The organism is Kribbella sp. NBC_00709 (genome assembly GCF_036226565.1).
In the GTDB taxonomy this organism is placed as follows: Bacteria; Actinomycetota; Actinomycetes; order Propionibacteriales; family Kribbellaceae; genus Kribbella.
Genome location: NZ_CP108996.1, coordinates 6602516 through 6618010, shown reverse-complemented (window position 1 = coordinate 6618010; position 15495 = coordinate 6602516). Strand labels below are relative to the sequence as shown.

General features: G+C 69.3%; 19 protein-coding genes and 1 riboswitch. Of the genes, 2 read left to right on the top strand and 17 right to left on the bottom strand.

Features of this window, described 5'->3' with window-relative positions:
• Positions 1 to 4 precede the first annotated feature (4 nt).
• The 14 genes from OHA18_RS32375 to OHA18_RS32310 all read right to left on the bottom strand — a co-directional run bounded on the left by OHA18_RS32375 (position 5) and on the right by OHA18_RS32310 (position 11672).
• The gene (locus OHA18_RS32375) at positions 5 to 322 is read right to left on the bottom strand and encodes a helix-turn-helix domain-containing protein (RefSeq protein ID WP_328999136.1); all 318 of its coding nucleotides are present in this window, start codon (positions 320 to 322) and stop codon (positions 5 to 7) included.
• Complete coding sequence (locus tag OHA18_RS32370) at positions 319 to 684, bottom strand: type II toxin-antitoxin system RelE/ParE family toxin (RefSeq protein WP_328999135.1); 366 nt, start codon at positions 682 to 684, stop codon at positions 319 to 321. The genes OHA18_RS32375 and OHA18_RS32370 overlap by 4 nt, the downstream gene beginning before the upstream one ends.
• Before the next feature lie 38 nt (positions 685 to 722).
• Positions 723 to 2021, bottom strand: coding sequence for a serine hydrolase domain-containing protein (locus OHA18_RS32365; protein WP_328999134.1), 1299 nt, complete (start codon positions 2019 to 2021; stop codon positions 723 to 725).
• A complete protein-coding gene (gene gcvP / locus OHA18_RS32360; RefSeq protein ID WP_328999133.1) occupies positions 2021 to 4852 on the bottom strand; it encodes an aminomethyl-transferring glycine dehydrogenase in 2832 nt (943 codons plus the stop codon). The genes OHA18_RS32365 and gcvP overlap by 1 nt, the downstream gene beginning before the upstream one ends.
• A 72-nt stretch (positions 4853 to 4924) precedes the next feature.
• A riboswitch (glycine riboswitch) is annotated at positions 4925 to 5014 on the bottom strand.
• A gap of 15 nt (positions 5015 to 5029) precedes the next feature.
• Positions 5030 to 5923, bottom strand: a complete 894-nt coding sequence (locus OHA18_RS32355) for a dihydrodipicolinate synthase family protein (RefSeq protein ID WP_328999132.1) — start codon at positions 5921 to 5923, stop codon at positions 5030 to 5032.
• A gap of 14 nt (positions 5924 to 5937) precedes the next feature.
• Entirely contained in the window at positions 5938 to 6555 is a 618-nt protein-coding gene (locus tag OHA18_RS32350) for a MerR family transcriptional regulator (protein ID WP_328999131.1), read from the bottom strand.
• A 192-nt stretch (positions 6556 to 6747) separates the two neighbouring features.
• Entirely contained in the window at positions 6748 to 7239 is a 492-nt protein-coding gene (locus OHA18_RS32345; protein WP_328999130.1) for a bifunctional nuclease family protein, read from the bottom strand.
• A gap of 48 nt (positions 7240 to 7287) precedes the next feature.
• On the bottom strand, positions 7288 to 8016 hold the full coding sequence (ftsR, locus tag OHA18_RS32340) for a transcriptional regulator FtsR (protein ID WP_328999129.1): 729 nt from the start codon (positions 8014 to 8016) through the stop codon (positions 7288 to 7290).
• Entirely contained in the window at positions 8003 to 8539 is a 537-nt protein-coding gene (locus OHA18_RS32335; RefSeq protein ID WP_328999128.1) for an FHA domain-containing protein, read from the bottom strand. The genes ftsR and OHA18_RS32335 overlap by 14 nt, the downstream gene beginning before the upstream one ends.
• Positions 8540 to 8666: 127 nt before the next feature.
• Complete coding sequence (gene gcvH / locus OHA18_RS32330; RefSeq protein WP_328999127.1) at positions 8667 to 9050, bottom strand: glycine cleavage system protein GcvH; 384 nt, start codon at positions 9048 to 9050, stop codon at positions 8667 to 8669.
• Positions 9051 to 9080: 30 nt separating this feature from the next.
• Complete coding sequence (locus OHA18_RS32325; RefSeq protein ID WP_328999126.1) at positions 9081 to 9890, bottom strand: DUF881 domain-containing protein; 810 nt, start codon at positions 9888 to 9890, stop codon at positions 9081 to 9083.
• A 3-nt stretch (positions 9891 to 9893) separates the two neighbouring features.
• Positions 9894 to 10226 (bottom strand): small basic family protein, encoded by a 333-nt coding sequence (locus OHA18_RS32320; RefSeq protein WP_130379362.1) that lies wholly within the window; start codon positions 10224 to 10226, stop codon positions 9894 to 9896.
• Positions 10223 to 11071 carry a DUF881 domain-containing protein gene (locus OHA18_RS32315; RefSeq protein ID WP_328999125.1) on the bottom strand — a complete coding sequence of 283 codons (849 nt, stop codon included), beginning with the start codon at positions 11069 to 11071 and terminating at the stop codon, positions 10223 to 10225. The genes OHA18_RS32320 and OHA18_RS32315 overlap by 4 nt, the downstream gene beginning before the upstream one ends.
• Positions 11072 to 11075: 4 nt before the next feature.
• Positions 11076 to 11672 (bottom strand): CDP-alcohol phosphatidyltransferase family protein, encoded by a 597-nt coding sequence (locus OHA18_RS32310; protein WP_328999124.1) that lies wholly within the window; start codon positions 11670 to 11672, stop codon positions 11076 to 11078.
• Positions 11673 to 11870: 198 nt separating this feature from the next.
• On the opposite strand from OHA18_RS32310, the gene OHA18_RS32305 reads away from it, so the two are divergent.
• Both OHA18_RS32305 and OHA18_RS32300 read left to right on the top strand, forming a co-directional pair.
• Positions 11871 to 12239: a YciI family protein gene (locus OHA18_RS32305; protein ID WP_328999123.1), complete on the top strand. Its 369-nt coding sequence runs from the start codon at positions 11871 to 11873 to the stop codon at positions 12237 to 12239.
• Positions 12236 to 13432, top strand: coding sequence for an RNA polymerase sigma factor (locus tag OHA18_RS32300; RefSeq protein WP_328999122.1), 1197 nt, complete (start codon positions 12236 to 12238; stop codon positions 13430 to 13432). Before OHA18_RS32305 ends, OHA18_RS32300 begins: the two co-directional genes overlap by 4 nt.
• Here OHA18_RS32300 and OHA18_RS32295 read toward each other — a convergent pair.
• Genes OHA18_RS32295 through OHA18_RS32285 form a run of 3 tightly spaced genes read right to left on the bottom strand, consistent with a single transcriptional unit; the run spans position 13407 to position 15463 of the window.
• Positions 13407 to 14171 carry a class I SAM-dependent methyltransferase gene (locus OHA18_RS32295; RefSeq protein ID WP_328999121.1) on the bottom strand — a complete coding sequence of 255 codons (765 nt, stop codon included), beginning with the start codon at positions 14169 to 14171 and terminating at the stop codon, positions 13407 to 13409. The genes OHA18_RS32300 and OHA18_RS32295 overlap by 26 nt on opposite strands.
• A 54-nt stretch (positions 14172 to 14225) precedes the next feature.
• Complete coding sequence (locus tag OHA18_RS32290) at positions 14226 to 15080, bottom strand: hypothetical protein (RefSeq protein WP_328999120.1); 855 nt, start codon at positions 15078 to 15080, stop codon at positions 14226 to 14228.
• Complete coding sequence (locus OHA18_RS32285; RefSeq protein ID WP_328999119.1) at positions 15077 to 15463, bottom strand: VOC family protein; 387 nt, start codon at positions 15461 to 15463, stop codon at positions 15077 to 15079. Before OHA18_RS32285 ends, OHA18_RS32290 begins: the two co-directional genes overlap by 4 nt.
• Between the last annotated feature and the right edge of the window lie 32 nt (positions 15464 to 15495).

Genomic DNA, 15495 nt, shown 5'->3' with positions numbered 1-15495 from the left:
GCGGTCAGGCGATCGCGGCAATATCGCCGTCGTCGAAATAGATTGCCTGATGCAAGCGACCGCCGAGAGCAGACGCGTAGCGGAGGAGGACCTCCTGCCCTGAGATCTTGCCCTGCTCGATCTGGGAGACTCGTCCCTTGGTGACGCCCATCCGCTCGGCCACCTGAGCTTGAGTCAAACCACGAGCGCGCCGGATCTCCGCCAAGCGGTGTCCTTGGACCCCCGCCAGGAGCTCCTGCTTCCCGGCCGCGACGCTCTCTTCGCCGCCGGCACGCGCGACCTCCCGATCGCGGATGTCTCGCCAACTCACGTAGCCGCTCATCGATCGCCCTCCTCGTCGGCCTGTCGTTCCTTCACATAGATCTCGTAACGGTGCTCCGCGAGCGGGATCGCCTCGTCGTACCAAACCTTCCACCGGCCGGCCTTGTCCCCGGCGACCAGTAGGATGCTCGATCGCCAGGGGTCGAACGCAAACAAGATCCGCACGGTTCCCGGTCTCAACTCCTTGAGGTTGGGCAGCCGGGATCCGGTGATGGTGTCGACCAGCGGCCGTCCGAGCCCCGGACCTACCTCAGCCAGCGCATCAATCGCCTGCACAACCCGCCGATGTGCCGCGTCGTCCAAGCCGTCGATCCACTCACGGACCTCATCGACGATGTAGACCTCCCACTCTTGCATCGCCATGCCAGAAGTATAGCAAATGGTAAACCGCGTGATCTCTGTCAGCGCCCGTAAGGGGTTCTCGTCAGGACGAACGTGGCGACGTTGAGATGGCTCACCTCATCGCCGCTGCGGATGACGTGGAGAGTCTCGCCGGCGAGGTAGCCGTCGCGGCCTTGGTACAGGTCGGGAGCGACGGGTGAGATGCGGCTGGTGAGGCCGCCGGAGAGTTGGAGGATGCCGGCGGAAACGGAGATCGTGAGCGGCGTGTTGCCCCAGTACCAGTGGCCGAGGAGGTCGGTGCCTTGGGCAAGCGATGGCTCGGGGACCCACTCCTGCGCGACGGGTGGCTCGTAGGTCGTCAGGACGCGGACCAGGTCGGGCGGCAGCGAGGCGACGCGGCCGTACGTCGCGTTGCCGAGCGTCACCGCCCCGACGCGGCGCACGCGGTCGACGAACAGGCCCGCGAGGAAGCCCGGCATCGAGCCGGTGTGGCCGATCAGGAGGTGCGGGTCGGCCGCGATCAGGCGCAGGCCGAGCCCGTACGACGCGGTCAGCCCCTCGCGCGGATCCGACGCCACCGGAGCCGCCATCTCCTCGACCGTGTCCCGGCTCAGCACCTCGTTCACCGGATCGATCCAGAACGTCGCGTACCGGGCCAGGTCCTCGATCGTGCTCCACAACTGCCCGGCCGGGGCCATCGCACCGGAGTCGTACGACGGCTCCGGGACGAGCTGCCCGCTGAACGGGTGGACCGAGAACCCCTCGGCCGCCGGGGTCGACGGGAAGTACGTCGTCCGCTGCATACCGAGCGGATCCAGGATCCGGGTCTGGACGAGCTCGATCCACGGCCGGCTCCGGAGGCGCGCGACGAGTTCACCGAGCAAGCCGTACCCGAGGTTGGAGTAGTGATGCCGGCGATCGGCCGGGCCGACCGCCTGCGACTCGTCCATCGCCGCCGTCAGCTCGTCGAACGAGACGCCCGGATTCCGTTCCCACCAAGGGCCTTCGGGCTCCGCGTTCATCCCGCCACTGTGCGCGAGCAGGTGCCGGATCGTCCGGTCCCCGAACGCGATCCCCGGCAGATGCTTGCCGACGGCATCGTTCAGCGACAGCAACCCGTCGTCCCGGCACTGCAGCACCAGGATCGCCGTCAGCGTCTTGGTGATCGACCCGATCCGGTACTGCACATCCGGCCCCGGCGCACCACCGTCCGCCGTCGCGAACCGCCCGCGGGACCCGGTCCACACCAGGTCCCCATACCGAACCACACCGGCATTGACCGACGGCAACTTCCATTCGCTCTGCGCTGTCGCAATCTCGGCGTACAGAGCAGCGGCAGTCTCAGAACGCAAGGACATTACTCGAAGGCCTCCGGGGAGGGGCAGGAGCAGATCAGGTTGCGGTCGCCGTAGGCTCCGTCGATGCGGCGGACCGGCGGCCAGTACTTCGAGGCGCGGTCCACCGAGCGGGGGAACGCGGCCTCCTCGCGAGTGTAGGCGTGCTCCCACTTGTCGTTGATGACCGACTCGGCGGTGTGCGGCGCGTTCACCAGCGGGTTGTCCGCGGCCGGCCACTCCCCTGCCGCGACCCGGTCGATCTCGTGCCGGATCGCGATCATCGCGTCGCAGAAGCGGTCGAGCTCGCCGAGGTCCTCGGACTCGGTCGGCTCGACCATCAGCGTGCCCGCGACCGGGAACGACATCGTCGGCGCGTGGAAGCCGTAGTCGATCAGCCGCTTCGCGACGTCGTCGACGCTGATCCCGGTCTCCTTGGTCATCGGCCGCAGATCCAGGATGCACTCGTGCGCGACCAGCCCGTTCTCACCCGTGTACAGCACCGGGAACGCGCCCTCGAGCCGCTTCGCCACGTAGTTCGCGGTCAGCACCGCGGCCTTGGTCGCGTCGGTCAGACCGGTAGCCCCCATCATCCGGATGTAGGCCCACGAGATCGCCAGCACGCCCGCGGACCCGAACGGCGCCGCGCTGATCGGCCCGACACCGGACTCGGGCCCGGCCTGGTCGAGCAGCGGGTGGTTCGGCAGGTACGGCGCGAGGTGCGCAGCGACACCCACCGGGCCGACGCCCGGACCGCCACCACCGTGCGGGATGCAGAACGTCTTGTGCAGGTTCAGGTGGCTGACGTCGCCGCCGAACTCACCCGGCTTGGCCAGCCCGAGCAGGGCGTTCAGGTTCGCGCCGTCGACGTACACCTGGCCGCCGTGCTCGTGGACGATCGAGCAGACCTCGCGCACGCTCTCCTCGTACACACCGTGCGTCGACGGGTACGTGATCATGATCGCGGCCAACCGGTCAGCGTGCTCGGCAGCCTTCGCCCGCAGGTCGTCCAGGTCGATCGTGCCGTCGTCGTTGCCCTTGACAACAACGACCTTCATCCCGGCCATCACCGCGGAGGCGGCGTTCGTGCCGTGCGCCGACGCCGGGATCAGGCAGACGTTGCGGTCCGCCGAGCCCTGGGCGCGGTGGTACCCGCGGATCGCGAGCAGACCGGCGAGCTCACCCTGCGAGCCCGCGTTCGGCTGGATCGAGACCTTCGCGTAGCCGGTGACCTCGGCCAGCCAGCGCTCCAGCTGACCGATCAGCTTCACGTACCCGGCGGCGTCCTCGATCGGCGCCAGCGGGTGCATGTCCGCGAACTCCGGCCAGGTGACCGCTTCCATCTCGGTGGTCGCGTTCAGCTTCATCGTGCAGGACCCGAGCGGGATCATCCCGCGGTCCAGCGCGTAGTCCTTGTCGGACAGCTTGCGCAGGTACCGCAGCATCGCCGTCTCGGACCGGTGCGTGTTGAACACCGGGTGCGTCAGGTACTCCGTCGTCCGCGGTACTGCGATCGCGGCCGCGCCGAGCGTGTCGTCGTACTGCACGCCGAAGGACTGGCAGACGCGCGTGAGCGTGGCGACGTCGGTCTTCTCGTCGCAGGAGATGCCGACGTGGTCCGCGTCGACCAGCCGCAGCCAGATCCCGTTCTGCCGGGCGGCGTCCACCACATCGGCGGCCTGACCCGGCACGCGGGCGAGCACGGTGTCGAAGAAGTCGTTGTGCACGACCTCGACCCCGCCCGCACGCAGCGAGGCGGCGAGCTTGCCGGCGTAGTTGTGCACGCGCTGGGCGATCGCGCGAAGCCCGTCCGGACCGTGGTAGACGGCGTACATCGAGGCGACGACAGCCAGCAGGACCTGCGCCGTACAGATGTTGGAGGTGGCCTTCTCGCGGCGGATGTGCTGCTCGCGGGTCTGCAGCGCCAGCCGGTACGCCGGGGCGCCGTCCGCGTCGACCGAGACGCCGACGAGGCGACCCGGCAACGACCGCTCGAGGCCGGACCGCACGGACATGAAGCCGGCATGCGGACCGCCGTAGAACAGCGGTACGCCGAAGCGCTGCGACGACCCGATGACGATGTCGGCGCCGGCCTCACCCGGTGCGTCGAGCAACGTCAGCGCGAGCAGATCGGAAGCGACGGCAACCAACGTGTCGCGCTCGTGGGCCGCGTCGATCAGCGGCTTCAGGTCGCGGACGGCGCCGTTGGAGCCCGGGTACTGCACGAGCAGCCCGAAGAAGTCGCCCTCGGGCAGGCCTTCGCTGGTGTCGGCGACGACGACCTCGATGCCGAGCGCCTCGGCCCGGGTCTGCACGACGGCGACGGTCTGGGCGAAGCAGTCGGCGTCGACGAGGAAGCGGTCGGACTTGCTCTTCTTGTTCGAGCGGTGCGCCAGCGTCATCGCCTCGGCGGCCGCGGTGCCCTCGTCGAGCAGCGACGCGTTCGCGGTCGGCAGACCGGTCAGGTCGGACACGACGGTCTGGAAGTTCAGCAGCGCCTCGAGCCGGCCCTGCGAGATCTCCGGCTGGTACGGCGTGTAGGCCGTGTACCAGGCCGGGTTCTCGACCAGTCGGCGGACGATGACCGACGGCGTGAAGGTGCCGTAGTACCCCTGGCCGATCATCGAGGTGGCGACGTTGTTGCGGGCCGCGAGCTGGCGGAGCTCGGTCAGCGCGTCGACCTCGGAGGCCGGCTCGGGCAGCCGGAGCGGCTCGGCCGACCGGATCGAGTCGGGCACGGCGGCATCGACCAGGGCGTCGACGTCGGCGTACCCGAGGAGCTGCACCATGCGCGCGACCTCGTCCGGGCGTGGCCCGATGTGGCGATCGGCAAAGATTGCGGACAGTTCGGTCATCAGAGGCTCCGTTGCTGGCTATGCTTCGTAGCCTCCCCCTCTGTCACGCCAGGGATCGCGCTTCAGAGTCGCCTAAGGCACTCGGTCCATGGGCCTGAGAGGTTCCGGGGAGGAATTGCCCCTTCGGCGCCCGATGACACGGGTCTCTCCCGAGTGCTGTGTACGGCTGAGTCGAGGCTACCAGGAATCGCGGAACAGTTCGGGCAGCAGCCGACGCGCGACCGGTCGTGCCGCCTCGACCTGCTCCGGCGTCGCCGACTGCATCGGCCAGCGGGCCCGGGTGCCGACATCGGCCCAGTCCCCGACCGCGGCCAGGAACTTGTCCAGCGCCGGGTTCGACAGGCCGGCCTTCTGCAGCGGCGCGACGTGCGCCTCGAAGAACTCACCGATCCGCCGCTCGACGTCCAGATCATCGGCCGTCCGTACGGCGCCGTCGGGCGACAGCGCGGCGACGTTCGAGTAGCTGCCGTGCGCACCGAGTAACGACATACTCGCGAGGAAGTGCCCGGGCACGAAGAGGGCCAACCCGGACTGCAGAGCCTCGTCGAACCAGGCCTTGTCCCCACCTGCGGTCTTTAACCCGATCAGAGTCGGCACCGCCGCCGCCAGGCCGGCGAGCTGCCGAGGACCGACCTGCGTCTTGGCATGGGGCGGGTTGTACAACACCAACGGCACGTCGCCCGCGGCGCCGGCCACTCGCCGGAAGAACTCCAGCAGCTCACGCTCATTCAGCGGAAGCCAGTCCGGGACTACCGCCTGAATCGCTCCAGGTGCCAACGTCGCCGCACGCTCGACCCGCGACAGCTGAACCTGCGCCGACGGATGACTGGCGCCGATCTGGAACGGTTTACCCGCCCCGGCAAGCAACGAGTTGATCCGGTCGAACTCGTCCTCGGTCAGGGTCTGGAACTCCCCCGCCGTCCCGTGCGCATACAACCCGTCGACCTGCGACCCGGCGAGGGTCGCCAGCTGAGACTCCAGACGACCGAAGTCGATCGAGTCGTCCGCATTCAGGGGCAACAACAAAGTCGCCCACACACCGCGGAGCGAGTCAGCAGTGAGTGGGCGCACAAAGTAAAGCTATGTCAGCCGGTCATGCGGGCGCGACGGCGGGCGGCGAGCTCGTCGCCGGTGTGGCCGTCGGAGTCGCCTTCGTCGTGACCGTCGGCACGCTCCGTGGGCAGCTCGGACAGCGAACCCTCGACCTCGCGCCAGACGCCGCCGAGCGCGATGCCGAACACGCCCTGGCCACCGGCCAGCAGGTCGATCACCTCGTCGGGCGAGCTGCACATGTACACCGACGCGCCGTCGCTCATCAGCGTGATCTGGGTCAGGTCGTCGAAGCCACGCTTGCTGAGGTGCGCGATCGCGGTCCGGATCTGCTGCAGCGAGATCCCGGCGTCGAGCAGCCGCTTGATCACTTTCAGCAACAGCACGTCACGAAAACCGTACAGCCGCTGCGTCCCGGAGCCGGTCGCCGGGCGGACCGACGGAGAGACCAGTCCGGTCCTCGCCCAGTAGTCGAGCTGCCGGTAGGTGATCCCGGCCGCGGCGCAGGCCGTCGGTCCCCGGAACCCGACGTCCTCCGGCATCGGCCGCAGGTCGTCGTCGAACAGCAGACCCTGGACGCCGGCAGTCTCAGCTGCCGCGGCGTGCGCGTCGGAAGCCGACTGCGTCAGATCCGTGTCCCCGGTGCGTGTCACGCCTGAGCCTCCCTGGATACCGACTGGAACGAGCCATCTGCGTGGAGTGACAGCACCCCACGACTCCTTCACGGTAAGCCGCCGCTCTGACCGGGTCAACGACAACCGCGCCGAGCCGGGAGCGTGTCGCGACCGCCGTACGAATCGTTACCAAGCCGATCTTGTACCGGCGGAGGCAAATCTCGTGGGCGGTCAGCTCTTGTCGAAGTCCTCCGGAGTGACCTGGTCGAGGAACTCGCGGAACCGCTCGACCTCCTCTTCCTCCACCACCTCGTCGTCGGCCGTCTCACTCTCCGGGACCGGGATCCCGGCCTCGGCCAGGATCTCGTCGGCGCAGAACACCGGGGTGCCGGTGCGCAGCGCGAGCGCGATCGAGTCCGACGGGCGCGCGGAGATCTCGGTCTTGTCGTCGAAGACCAGGACCGCCTCGAAGATGCCGTCGTTCAGGTTCACGATCCGGACCTGGCTGAGCGTGTGCCCGAGCACCCGGATGGTCTCGGCGAACAGGTCGTGCGTCAGCGGCCGTGGCGGCTCCATGCCTTGCTGCGCGAACGCGATCGCACTCGCCTCGGCAGCTCCGATCCAGATCGGCAGATACCGCTCTCCGCCGACCTCTTTCAGCAGCACGATCGGCTGACTCGAGGGCATCTCCACCCGGACTCCGACCACGTCGACTTCGCGCACACGTTCAGCCTACTCCGCAGGGAAGCCCCGAGGTGGCCGACGGGGTCGCTACGGACGTGGTAGGCGGGAACGGACCAGGGCGGTGTGCAGGCGGACGGTGAGCGCGGCCAGTTCGCCGGTCTGTTCGGTCCGGCGCGGGCCGGTGACCTGCTCGATCAGGCCGACCTCCCGATCGGCCGCCGTACGGAACGCGCGCAGGTGCCGCGGCTCGAGTCCGTACCCGGCCAGCTCCGCGGCGACCTGGGCGATCACGATCGCGTCGCCGCCGTAGTGGTTGCCGCTGGCCACCACCAGGCCGTGGCTCTCCAGTTCGTCGAGCAGCGCGGCCGGTACGCCGGCAGCGGTCCGCAGCTCGTCCCGGGTCAGCCGCAGCTCGGTGCCCGAGGCACCGAAGTCGTCCGCGACCGGCTGACCGGGGGTCTGCGGCAACGAGCTCGGCGCGACCGGTGGACCCGCGGCGGCCGGACGCAGGCCGCGGTCGATCGCCCCGAGATGCTCCTTGATCACCTTCAGCGGCCGGTACTGGTCGCGTTGCGCGGTCAGCACGTACCGCAGCCGCTCGACGTCGGCGGCACTGAACTTCCGGTACCCCGACGCCGTCCGGGCCGGTGTCACCAGCCCCTCGGCCTCGAGGAACCGGATCTTGGAGATCGTGACGTCGGCGAACTCGGCCTGCAGCAGCTGCAGCACCGCCCCGATGCCGCGACCGTCCGCCGGCCCTCCGGCGGTGCGATCCGGGGCCGTGCGATCGGCGGCGCTGGGATCAGGCCTGGCCACTGGCGTAGTACACCAGCCGGTACTTGCCGATCTGAACCTCGTCGCCGTTGTTCAGCTGGACCTCGTCGATCCGGTCGCGGTTGACGTACGTGCCGTTCAGGCTGCCGACGTCGCGGACCTTCACGCCGTACCCGTCGCGGCGGAACTCCGCGTGCCGGCGGGACACGGTCACGTCGTCGAGGAAGATGTCGCTGTCCGGGTGCCGGCCCGCGGTGACCACGTCGACGTCGAGCAGGAAGCGGCTGCCCGCGTTGGGACCGCGCTGGACGATCAGCAGGGCGGATCCGGCCGGCAGCGCGCCGACGGCGGCCTCGTCGTCGGCCGACAGCGGCTCACCGGTCTGCTCCGTCTCCGGCTCGGCGCCGATCGGAGTCAGCATCGCGGTGTCGGTGACCCCCGGCGTCGGCAGAGGGGTCGCCGGGGCTGCCGCCGGGCGATCCGCGCCAGGCAGCATCGCTCCGCACTGCGAGCAGAACCTGCTGCCCTCGGAGTTCTCGTGCCCGCACTGGTTGCAGAACGGCATGCTGTGATCCTCCCGATCGCCGGTGGTCCGGCGACGTTTTCGATAGACCCCGTATGAACAGTGTGACGTTGCGGAACAAGATGAGGGGACCTCAACCCTCGACCGGCAGTTGAGGTCCCAAAACCTATCAGCTCGGGTCGAGCTGTCCCTGATAGGCATCGGCGTCCATCAGCGCCGCCACCTCGGCCGCGTCCTCGACCTCGATGTCGAGCAGCCAGCCCTCGCCGTACGGGTCGCTGTTCACCAGGTCCGGCTGGTCCGCGAGGGCCTCGTTCACCGCGGTCACGGTGCCGTTCACCGGGGCGAACAGGTCGCTCACGCTCTTGGTCGACTCCAGCTCCCCACAGGCGTCGCCGGCCCGCACCGTGCTGCCGACCTCGGGCAGCTGCACGTACACGATGTCGCCGAGCTGGTCCTGCGCGAAGTCGGTGATGCCGACCCGCACCGGTCCGTCGCTACCGGCCTTCAGCCACTCGTGCTCGGCCGTGTACTTCAGGTCTTCGGGGTACACCTTCGTTCCTCTTTCCCTCAAGGACAGAAACTACTTGGTCGGGCTGGGCGCCGGGCGAGCGTAACGATGCTCCTCCGGCGCGTGCAAGGCGGACACGGCGACGGTCGTCAGCTCGGTCACCTCGGCCGTTCCGCCGACCTGCGGACCGGTCACCTCGCTGACCAGGCCGCCGGGGAAGTTGGCCGCCTCGGCCAGGTTGTGCGACTCCCCGATCGCCTCGATCACGTACGGCGAGTTGACCTTCTGACCGTCGACCCGGATCCCCGGGGCGTCGTCCACGAAGTCGGTACTGGCGACCACGCGGACCAACCCGTTGATCTGGATCGCCTCGGCACCGGCGTCACGCAATTCCTCGATCGCGTCCAGCAGGTTGCTCGAGGTCATCTTGGCCTGCGGGTCGTTGAGCGTGATCCGCACACCAGGACCTGTCGCGGGCAGCGTACCGGCCAGGATGCCGAGGGTGCGGACCTGGGCCTCGGCCTGCTCGCGGGCGGTCTGCGCCTTGTCCGCGCTCGAGGACAGCGAGTTCTTCCGCTCCTCCAGATCGGCGATCTCGCTCTCCAGCCGGCGGGTGTTCTGGCCGAGGCCGTCCAGGATCGCGATCAGGTCCTCGCGGCGGGCGTTCTGGTAGCCGTCGTCGGCCCGGTTCACCCGCACCTGGACCACGGCCACGCAGGCGACCAGCGCCAGTACGACGGCGACGATGGCCTGCCCGCGGGACGGCTTGAACCCGGCCTTGAGCCGCCGCAACGCCAGGTTGGGCGTCTTCGGCTTCGGCATCGGGGTCGGCGTCGCCGGCTGCGGCGGCTCGACCTTCTCGGTGGGTTTGTCGTCTGCCATCGATCAGGCCCGGAAGATGTGGCGCCGGATGGCGGCCATGTTGGTGAAGATCCGGATGCCGAGCACGACCACCACACCGGTGGACAGCTGCGAGCCGACGCCGAGCTGGTCACCCAGGTAGACGATCAGGGCCGCGATCAGCACGTTGGAGACGAAGGACACGACGAACACCTTGTCGTCGAAGATCCCGTCCAGGAACGCCCGGAGCGCGCCGAACACCGCGTCGAGCGCGGCCACGACCGCGATCGGCAGGTAGGGCTGGGCCCAGTCCGGCACGTCGGGCGCGACCAGCAGACCGACCACGACACCGATCACCAGTCCGAGTACGGCGATCATCTCGATCCCACTTTCGCGTAGCGCAACGCGATGGTCGCATCGGCCGGCACCAGCAAGGAGTCCTCCGTCGTGATCGTCATCCGGACATCGAAGTTGCTGACCAGGTATTGCACCCACTGGCCACCCGAGCTCTGCGCGAACCGGGCCGGCATGGTCGCGGTGTCCCCGACTGCGAGCACCGTGTACGGCGGGGTCAGCGAGCTGTAGTCGACCGTGATCGCGCTGCCCGCGCCGCGGATCGCGGTCAGCGAGGTGATCCGGTGACCGTTCACCGAGATCGCCTCCGCACCGGACGTCCACAGGCCGTTGACCAGCTGCTGCAGGTCGACGTCGAGCAGCCGGCCCTCTTTGGCGTCGGCGTTCTTGGCGTCGTCGATGACCGCCTTGAGCCCGGGACCGGTGACCGAGATCGCCCCGGTCTGCAGCTCGAGGTCGTCGAGCTTCTGCTGCAGTGCGGCGCCGGTGCTGTCGTTGCTCAGTCCGCTGGCCTGCAACCGGCGCACCTCGTCGGCGAGCTGGGACTGGTGGTTGCGCAGGCCGGTCAGCCGGCTGTCGGCCTGGTTGATGCGGTCGATCAGCTCGTTGCGCTGCTTCTCGGCCTCGGGCGCGCCGCGGTAGTTCTGCGAGGCGGCGATCGCGAGCAGGAACCCGAGCACGAGCGTGGCCGCCACCAGCATCACCCGGTGCCGGGACCGGAAGGCCTTGCCGCCGTCCTTCGGCCGGGTCCGGGCGGCAACGGCGTACCCCTCGTCGATCGGGTGCGCCATCAGGTTGTTCAGCAGCGACATCGACGCGTCGACGCGGCGCGGCTTCTGCGTCGTCTGTTGGGGGGCTTGCTGTGTCACGGGTCTACCCGGCCGCGTCCTTGATCGGCTTCACGGTCTGGACGAGGTGCCGCAGCTGGGCGAAGTACAGCGCGCCGGCCCAGTAGTACAGCCCGGTCCCCCAGATCGCGAACGCCCAGCCGAAGACGCGGGCGAGCAGGTTGAGGGTGGTGTCGCCGTCGCCGAGCAGGAGCAGCGGGAACGCGTACAGCAGGCAGAACGTGGCGGACTTGCCGAGGAAGTGCACCGGCAGCGCGTTGAAGCCGCGGCGGTGCAGCGCCGGCAGGGTCAGCGTCAGCAGCACGTCCCGCAGCGGCAGCGCGATCGCCAGCCACCACGGGATGATGTCGCGCAACGCGAGGCCGACGACGGTCGCGAAGATGTACAGCCGGTCGGCGACCGGGTCGAGCATCTGGCCGAGCCGGCTGGTCTGGTTCATCCGGCGGGCGATCTGGCCGTCCGCCCAGTCGGTGAACCCGGAGATCGCGAGCACCAGCAGCGCCCAGCCGTCCTCCTTGGGACCGAGCACCAGCCACAGGAAGAGCGGCACACCCAGCAATCGGAGGAAGCTGAGCGCGTTCGGGATCGTCCAAACCCGGTCGGACACTTCCAAGTCCGGCACGCGACCCCTCCCTCTCTCACCCTGATACCCGTCGTAACTCTACTGGGGTGCCCCGACAGGTTTACGGGCGGCCATGCCGGGGCATGCCCCGACTTTCCCCTGATACCAGAACGCGTCGGCCCGTGGTCCGCTATGGGTGGTGCGAAGCGGTGACCCGATCGATACCCGAGAGTGATCCTTGGAGCGGGAGGGCTGATCATGAAGTTCCTGGTGCTGATCTACGGAAACCCCGAATCGCGAGCGGTGTGGGACTCGCTGTCCGACGAGCAGAAGAAGGAAGGCATGGCCGGGTACGCCGGCCTGCACGAGGCGCTCGAGGCCCGCGGGGAGCTGGTCGCGTCGGAGTCGCTGGACGACCCGGGGCTGACCAAGCAGGTGCTGGTCCGGGACGGGAAGCCGATGACGACGGACGGGCCGTTCGCCGAGGTGAAGGAGCAGCTGGCCGGGTTCTACCTGCTGGACTGCGACTCGATGGACCGTGCGGTGGAGATCGTCGCGCAGATCCCGGAGGCTCCGTTCAGCGTCGTGGAGGTCCGGCCGGTCCGCGATCTCGGTGCGTTCAAGTGATCGAGGAGCTGCTGCGGGAGCAGGCGCCGCAGGTGCTGGCCGCGCTCGTCCGGCGGTACGGCGACTTCGACGCGTGCGAGGACGCCGTACAGGAGGCTCTGCTCGCCGCGTCGCTGCAGTGGCCTGGTGAGGGTGTTCCGGCGAATCCGCGCGGCTGGCTGATCACGGTCGCGTCCCGGCGGCGCATCGAAGTACTGCGGAACGAGGCGGCCCGCACGCGCCGGGAGGAGGCGGTCGCGGTCGCGCCGGATCCGGAGCCCGCGTCGTCGGTCGACGACTCGCTGACGTTGCTGATGCTGTGCTGCCACCCGGCGCTCACGTCGCAGTCCCAGGTCGCGCTGACGCTGCGCGCGGTCGGCGGCCTGACCACCGGCGAGATCGCCCGGGCGTTTCTGGTGCCGGAGGCAACGATCGGCCAGCGGATCAGCCGGGCGAAGGCGAAGCTCCAGGGTGCCCGGTTCGCGATGCCGCCGGCCGCGGAGCAGCCGGAGCGGCTGGCCGCCGTACTGCATGTGCTGTATCTGATCTTCAACGAGGGCTACACGGCGTCGTCCGGTACGTCGCTGCACCGGGTCGAGCTGAGCACGGAGGCGATCCGGCTGACCCGGCAGTTGCGGGTGCAGCTGCCGGCGGAGGGTGAGGTGGCCGGGCTGCTGGCGTTGATGTTGCTGACGGATGCGCGGCGGCCGGCCCGGACGACGGCGGACGGGGCGTTGGTGCCGTTGCCGGAGCAGGACCGGACGCTGTGGGACGCCAAGGCGATTGCCGAGGGCACCGAGTTGATCACGGCCACGTTGCAGGCGGCGCCGGTCGGGCTGTATCAACTGCAGGCAGCGATCGCCGCGGTCCACGACTCGTCCGCGCGGGCCGAGGACACCGACTGGCGCGAGATCCTGATGCTGTACGAACTCCTCGAGTCGACCGCGCCGGGTCCGATGGTGACGCTGAACCGGATCGTCGCGGTCGCCATGGTGCACGGCCCGGCCGCGGGGCTGGCCTTGCTCGACGACGTGGACGCTGCGTTGCAGGAGCACCACCGATTGGCCGCGGTGCGCGCTCACCTGCTGGAGCTGTCCGGCGACGAGGTTGCCGCGCGGCAGGCCTACGAGCTCGCCGCGCGGCTTACCCAGAGTCTTCCCGAGCAGCGCTACCTGCAGGCGCGTGCTTCTAAGCTCGCGGTCGACCCCAGCTGAGCTCGGCCTCGATCTTCAGCTCCAGTACGCCGTCCTTCGCGTACGGCCGGACCGCTTCCTCGACGGTCGCGTCGAAGTCGGCGGCCTCCTCCGGCGTCATCAGATCCCGTGCCAGGCTGGAGGTCGAGTGGAACCCCTCGACGTAGTCGACGACCTTCTGGCGATAGGTGACGGGCGCCGTCCGCGCCGTACCGGTGAGATCGAGCAGGCCGCGGTCCCGGATCGCCTCGACCACGCTGTACTTCGGGTCGTGGTTCTTCTTGCGCGAGTGCCGCTGGATGGCCTGTACCGCGTCGTCCCACCACGGCATGTCGACGGGGCCGTGCTCGATGACGACGAGCTGGGAGTTCGGGGTCAGGTGCGGCACGATCCGCGCGAACGTCTCCTCCCACGGCATCCAGTGGATGCTCGCGCCGGCCGTCACCAGCGCGTACGGACCGTCGAGCTCGGCGGTCTCGATCGCACTGACCTGCCAGCTGATGTTCGGGTGATCGCCGCCGGGCCGCTGCCTGCCGGCGTCGACCATCGACTGGGAGAAGTCGATCGCATCGACCTGCTCGACCCGCGGCGCGAGCGGCCGGGCGATCGCACCCTCGCCGGCACCGATGTCGAGCACCCGCCGCGGCTCGTCGGCGATCAGCGCCACGAGCCGGTCGAACACCTCGTCCGGGTACGGCGGCCGATGCTGATAGGCCTCCGCTACTGCCTCCTGGTGGAACGTCGCCGCAAGCTCAGTCATGGCTCGGAGCCTAGCCCCGGCAACGCGCCTCCGACGGCCGATTCTGCTGCCGGCCTAGCGCGGAACTCCGGCGTCGACAGGGTCGTTGTCGTTGTCGTTGTCGGTCAGCCAAGTACGGAGCTCCTGCATGGCCCGGGCGGTGGACCAGCGGGCCAGGTCGGGCCACGAGTGCTCGCGGCGGAGGTCCTGGATCAGCCTGGTGCCCACGTAGTACCCGATGCGCTGCGGGAGCTCGGACTCGCCGCTGAGCGTGAGGAAGCGCCGGCTGACGTCGGCGTCCTCGGAGTCGAGGTTGGCGAGGATCGCGGCGCGGGCGGCCGCCTCCTGGCGTCGGCAGTCGGCGAGCCAGTCGTCGTACCCGGGGCCGAACCAGAGGTGCTCGGCGAGGGTGTACTGCGGGAACAGTTCGGCCGTGAGTGCGGTGGCGAAGCCTTCGCTGTAGATGTCCTGGCCGAGCGGACCGTCGTCCGGCCACGGCTGCTCGGGAAGCGGCGCCTGCAGCGCGTGCGCGATCTCGTGGGCGGCGAGGATCTCGGCGGCGCGTTCGTCCGGGATCAGCTCGACCGCGAGGTACAGCGTGCCGTCGGCGACCCAGCCGTTCGAGGTGGCGAGCCCGACCATCGCGACGCCGTCGATGTCGAGGTGGGCGGCGTCGAGCAGCGGTACGACGCGATCGGCGGCCTGCTCGATCCACCGGGTGGCGTGCGGCGCGTTGGCACGGATCCGGTCCGCGAACTGCTCGTACGCCGCGAACGCCTTCTCCCGATGCGCTTCCTGCAACGTCCGGCCTGATCTGGTCAGATCGTTGAAGACCTCCGGGTGCTTCCCGACGTACTCGTCCCAGGACCTCTCCTTGCTCATCCAGAAGCCGAGAAACGCGGGCACCATGTCCCGCACTGTCACGCTCATTCACTCCCCCAAACGGTTGCGTGCTGCTCGAAGTACGCCGGGTCGCTGTGGACCGGGATGACGCAGAACAAGTGGCCGCCGGGCGCGCGCAACGTGTGGCAGCCCTGCCAGTCGGCGATCTCCACTGCGCCGAGTTCGGTCAGGCGGGTGACCTCTGCGGCGACGTCGTCGGTCTCGATGTCGACGTGGTACCGCGGCTCGTCGTCGACGGACTGGATCGCAGTGACGTACCCCGGGATCGCGTCGTGCAGGCTGATGAACTGCGGCTCGCCGTCCGGTGACGACGTCCGCACGCCGAGCGCGGCGGACCAGAACGTCGCCGCGTCGTCCACCTCGTCCCGCCGTACGTCGATCAGGAACGTGGACACTCGGCTGCGGTGCATGCGGACCAACTTAACGTCTGCGCGGTTCCGGA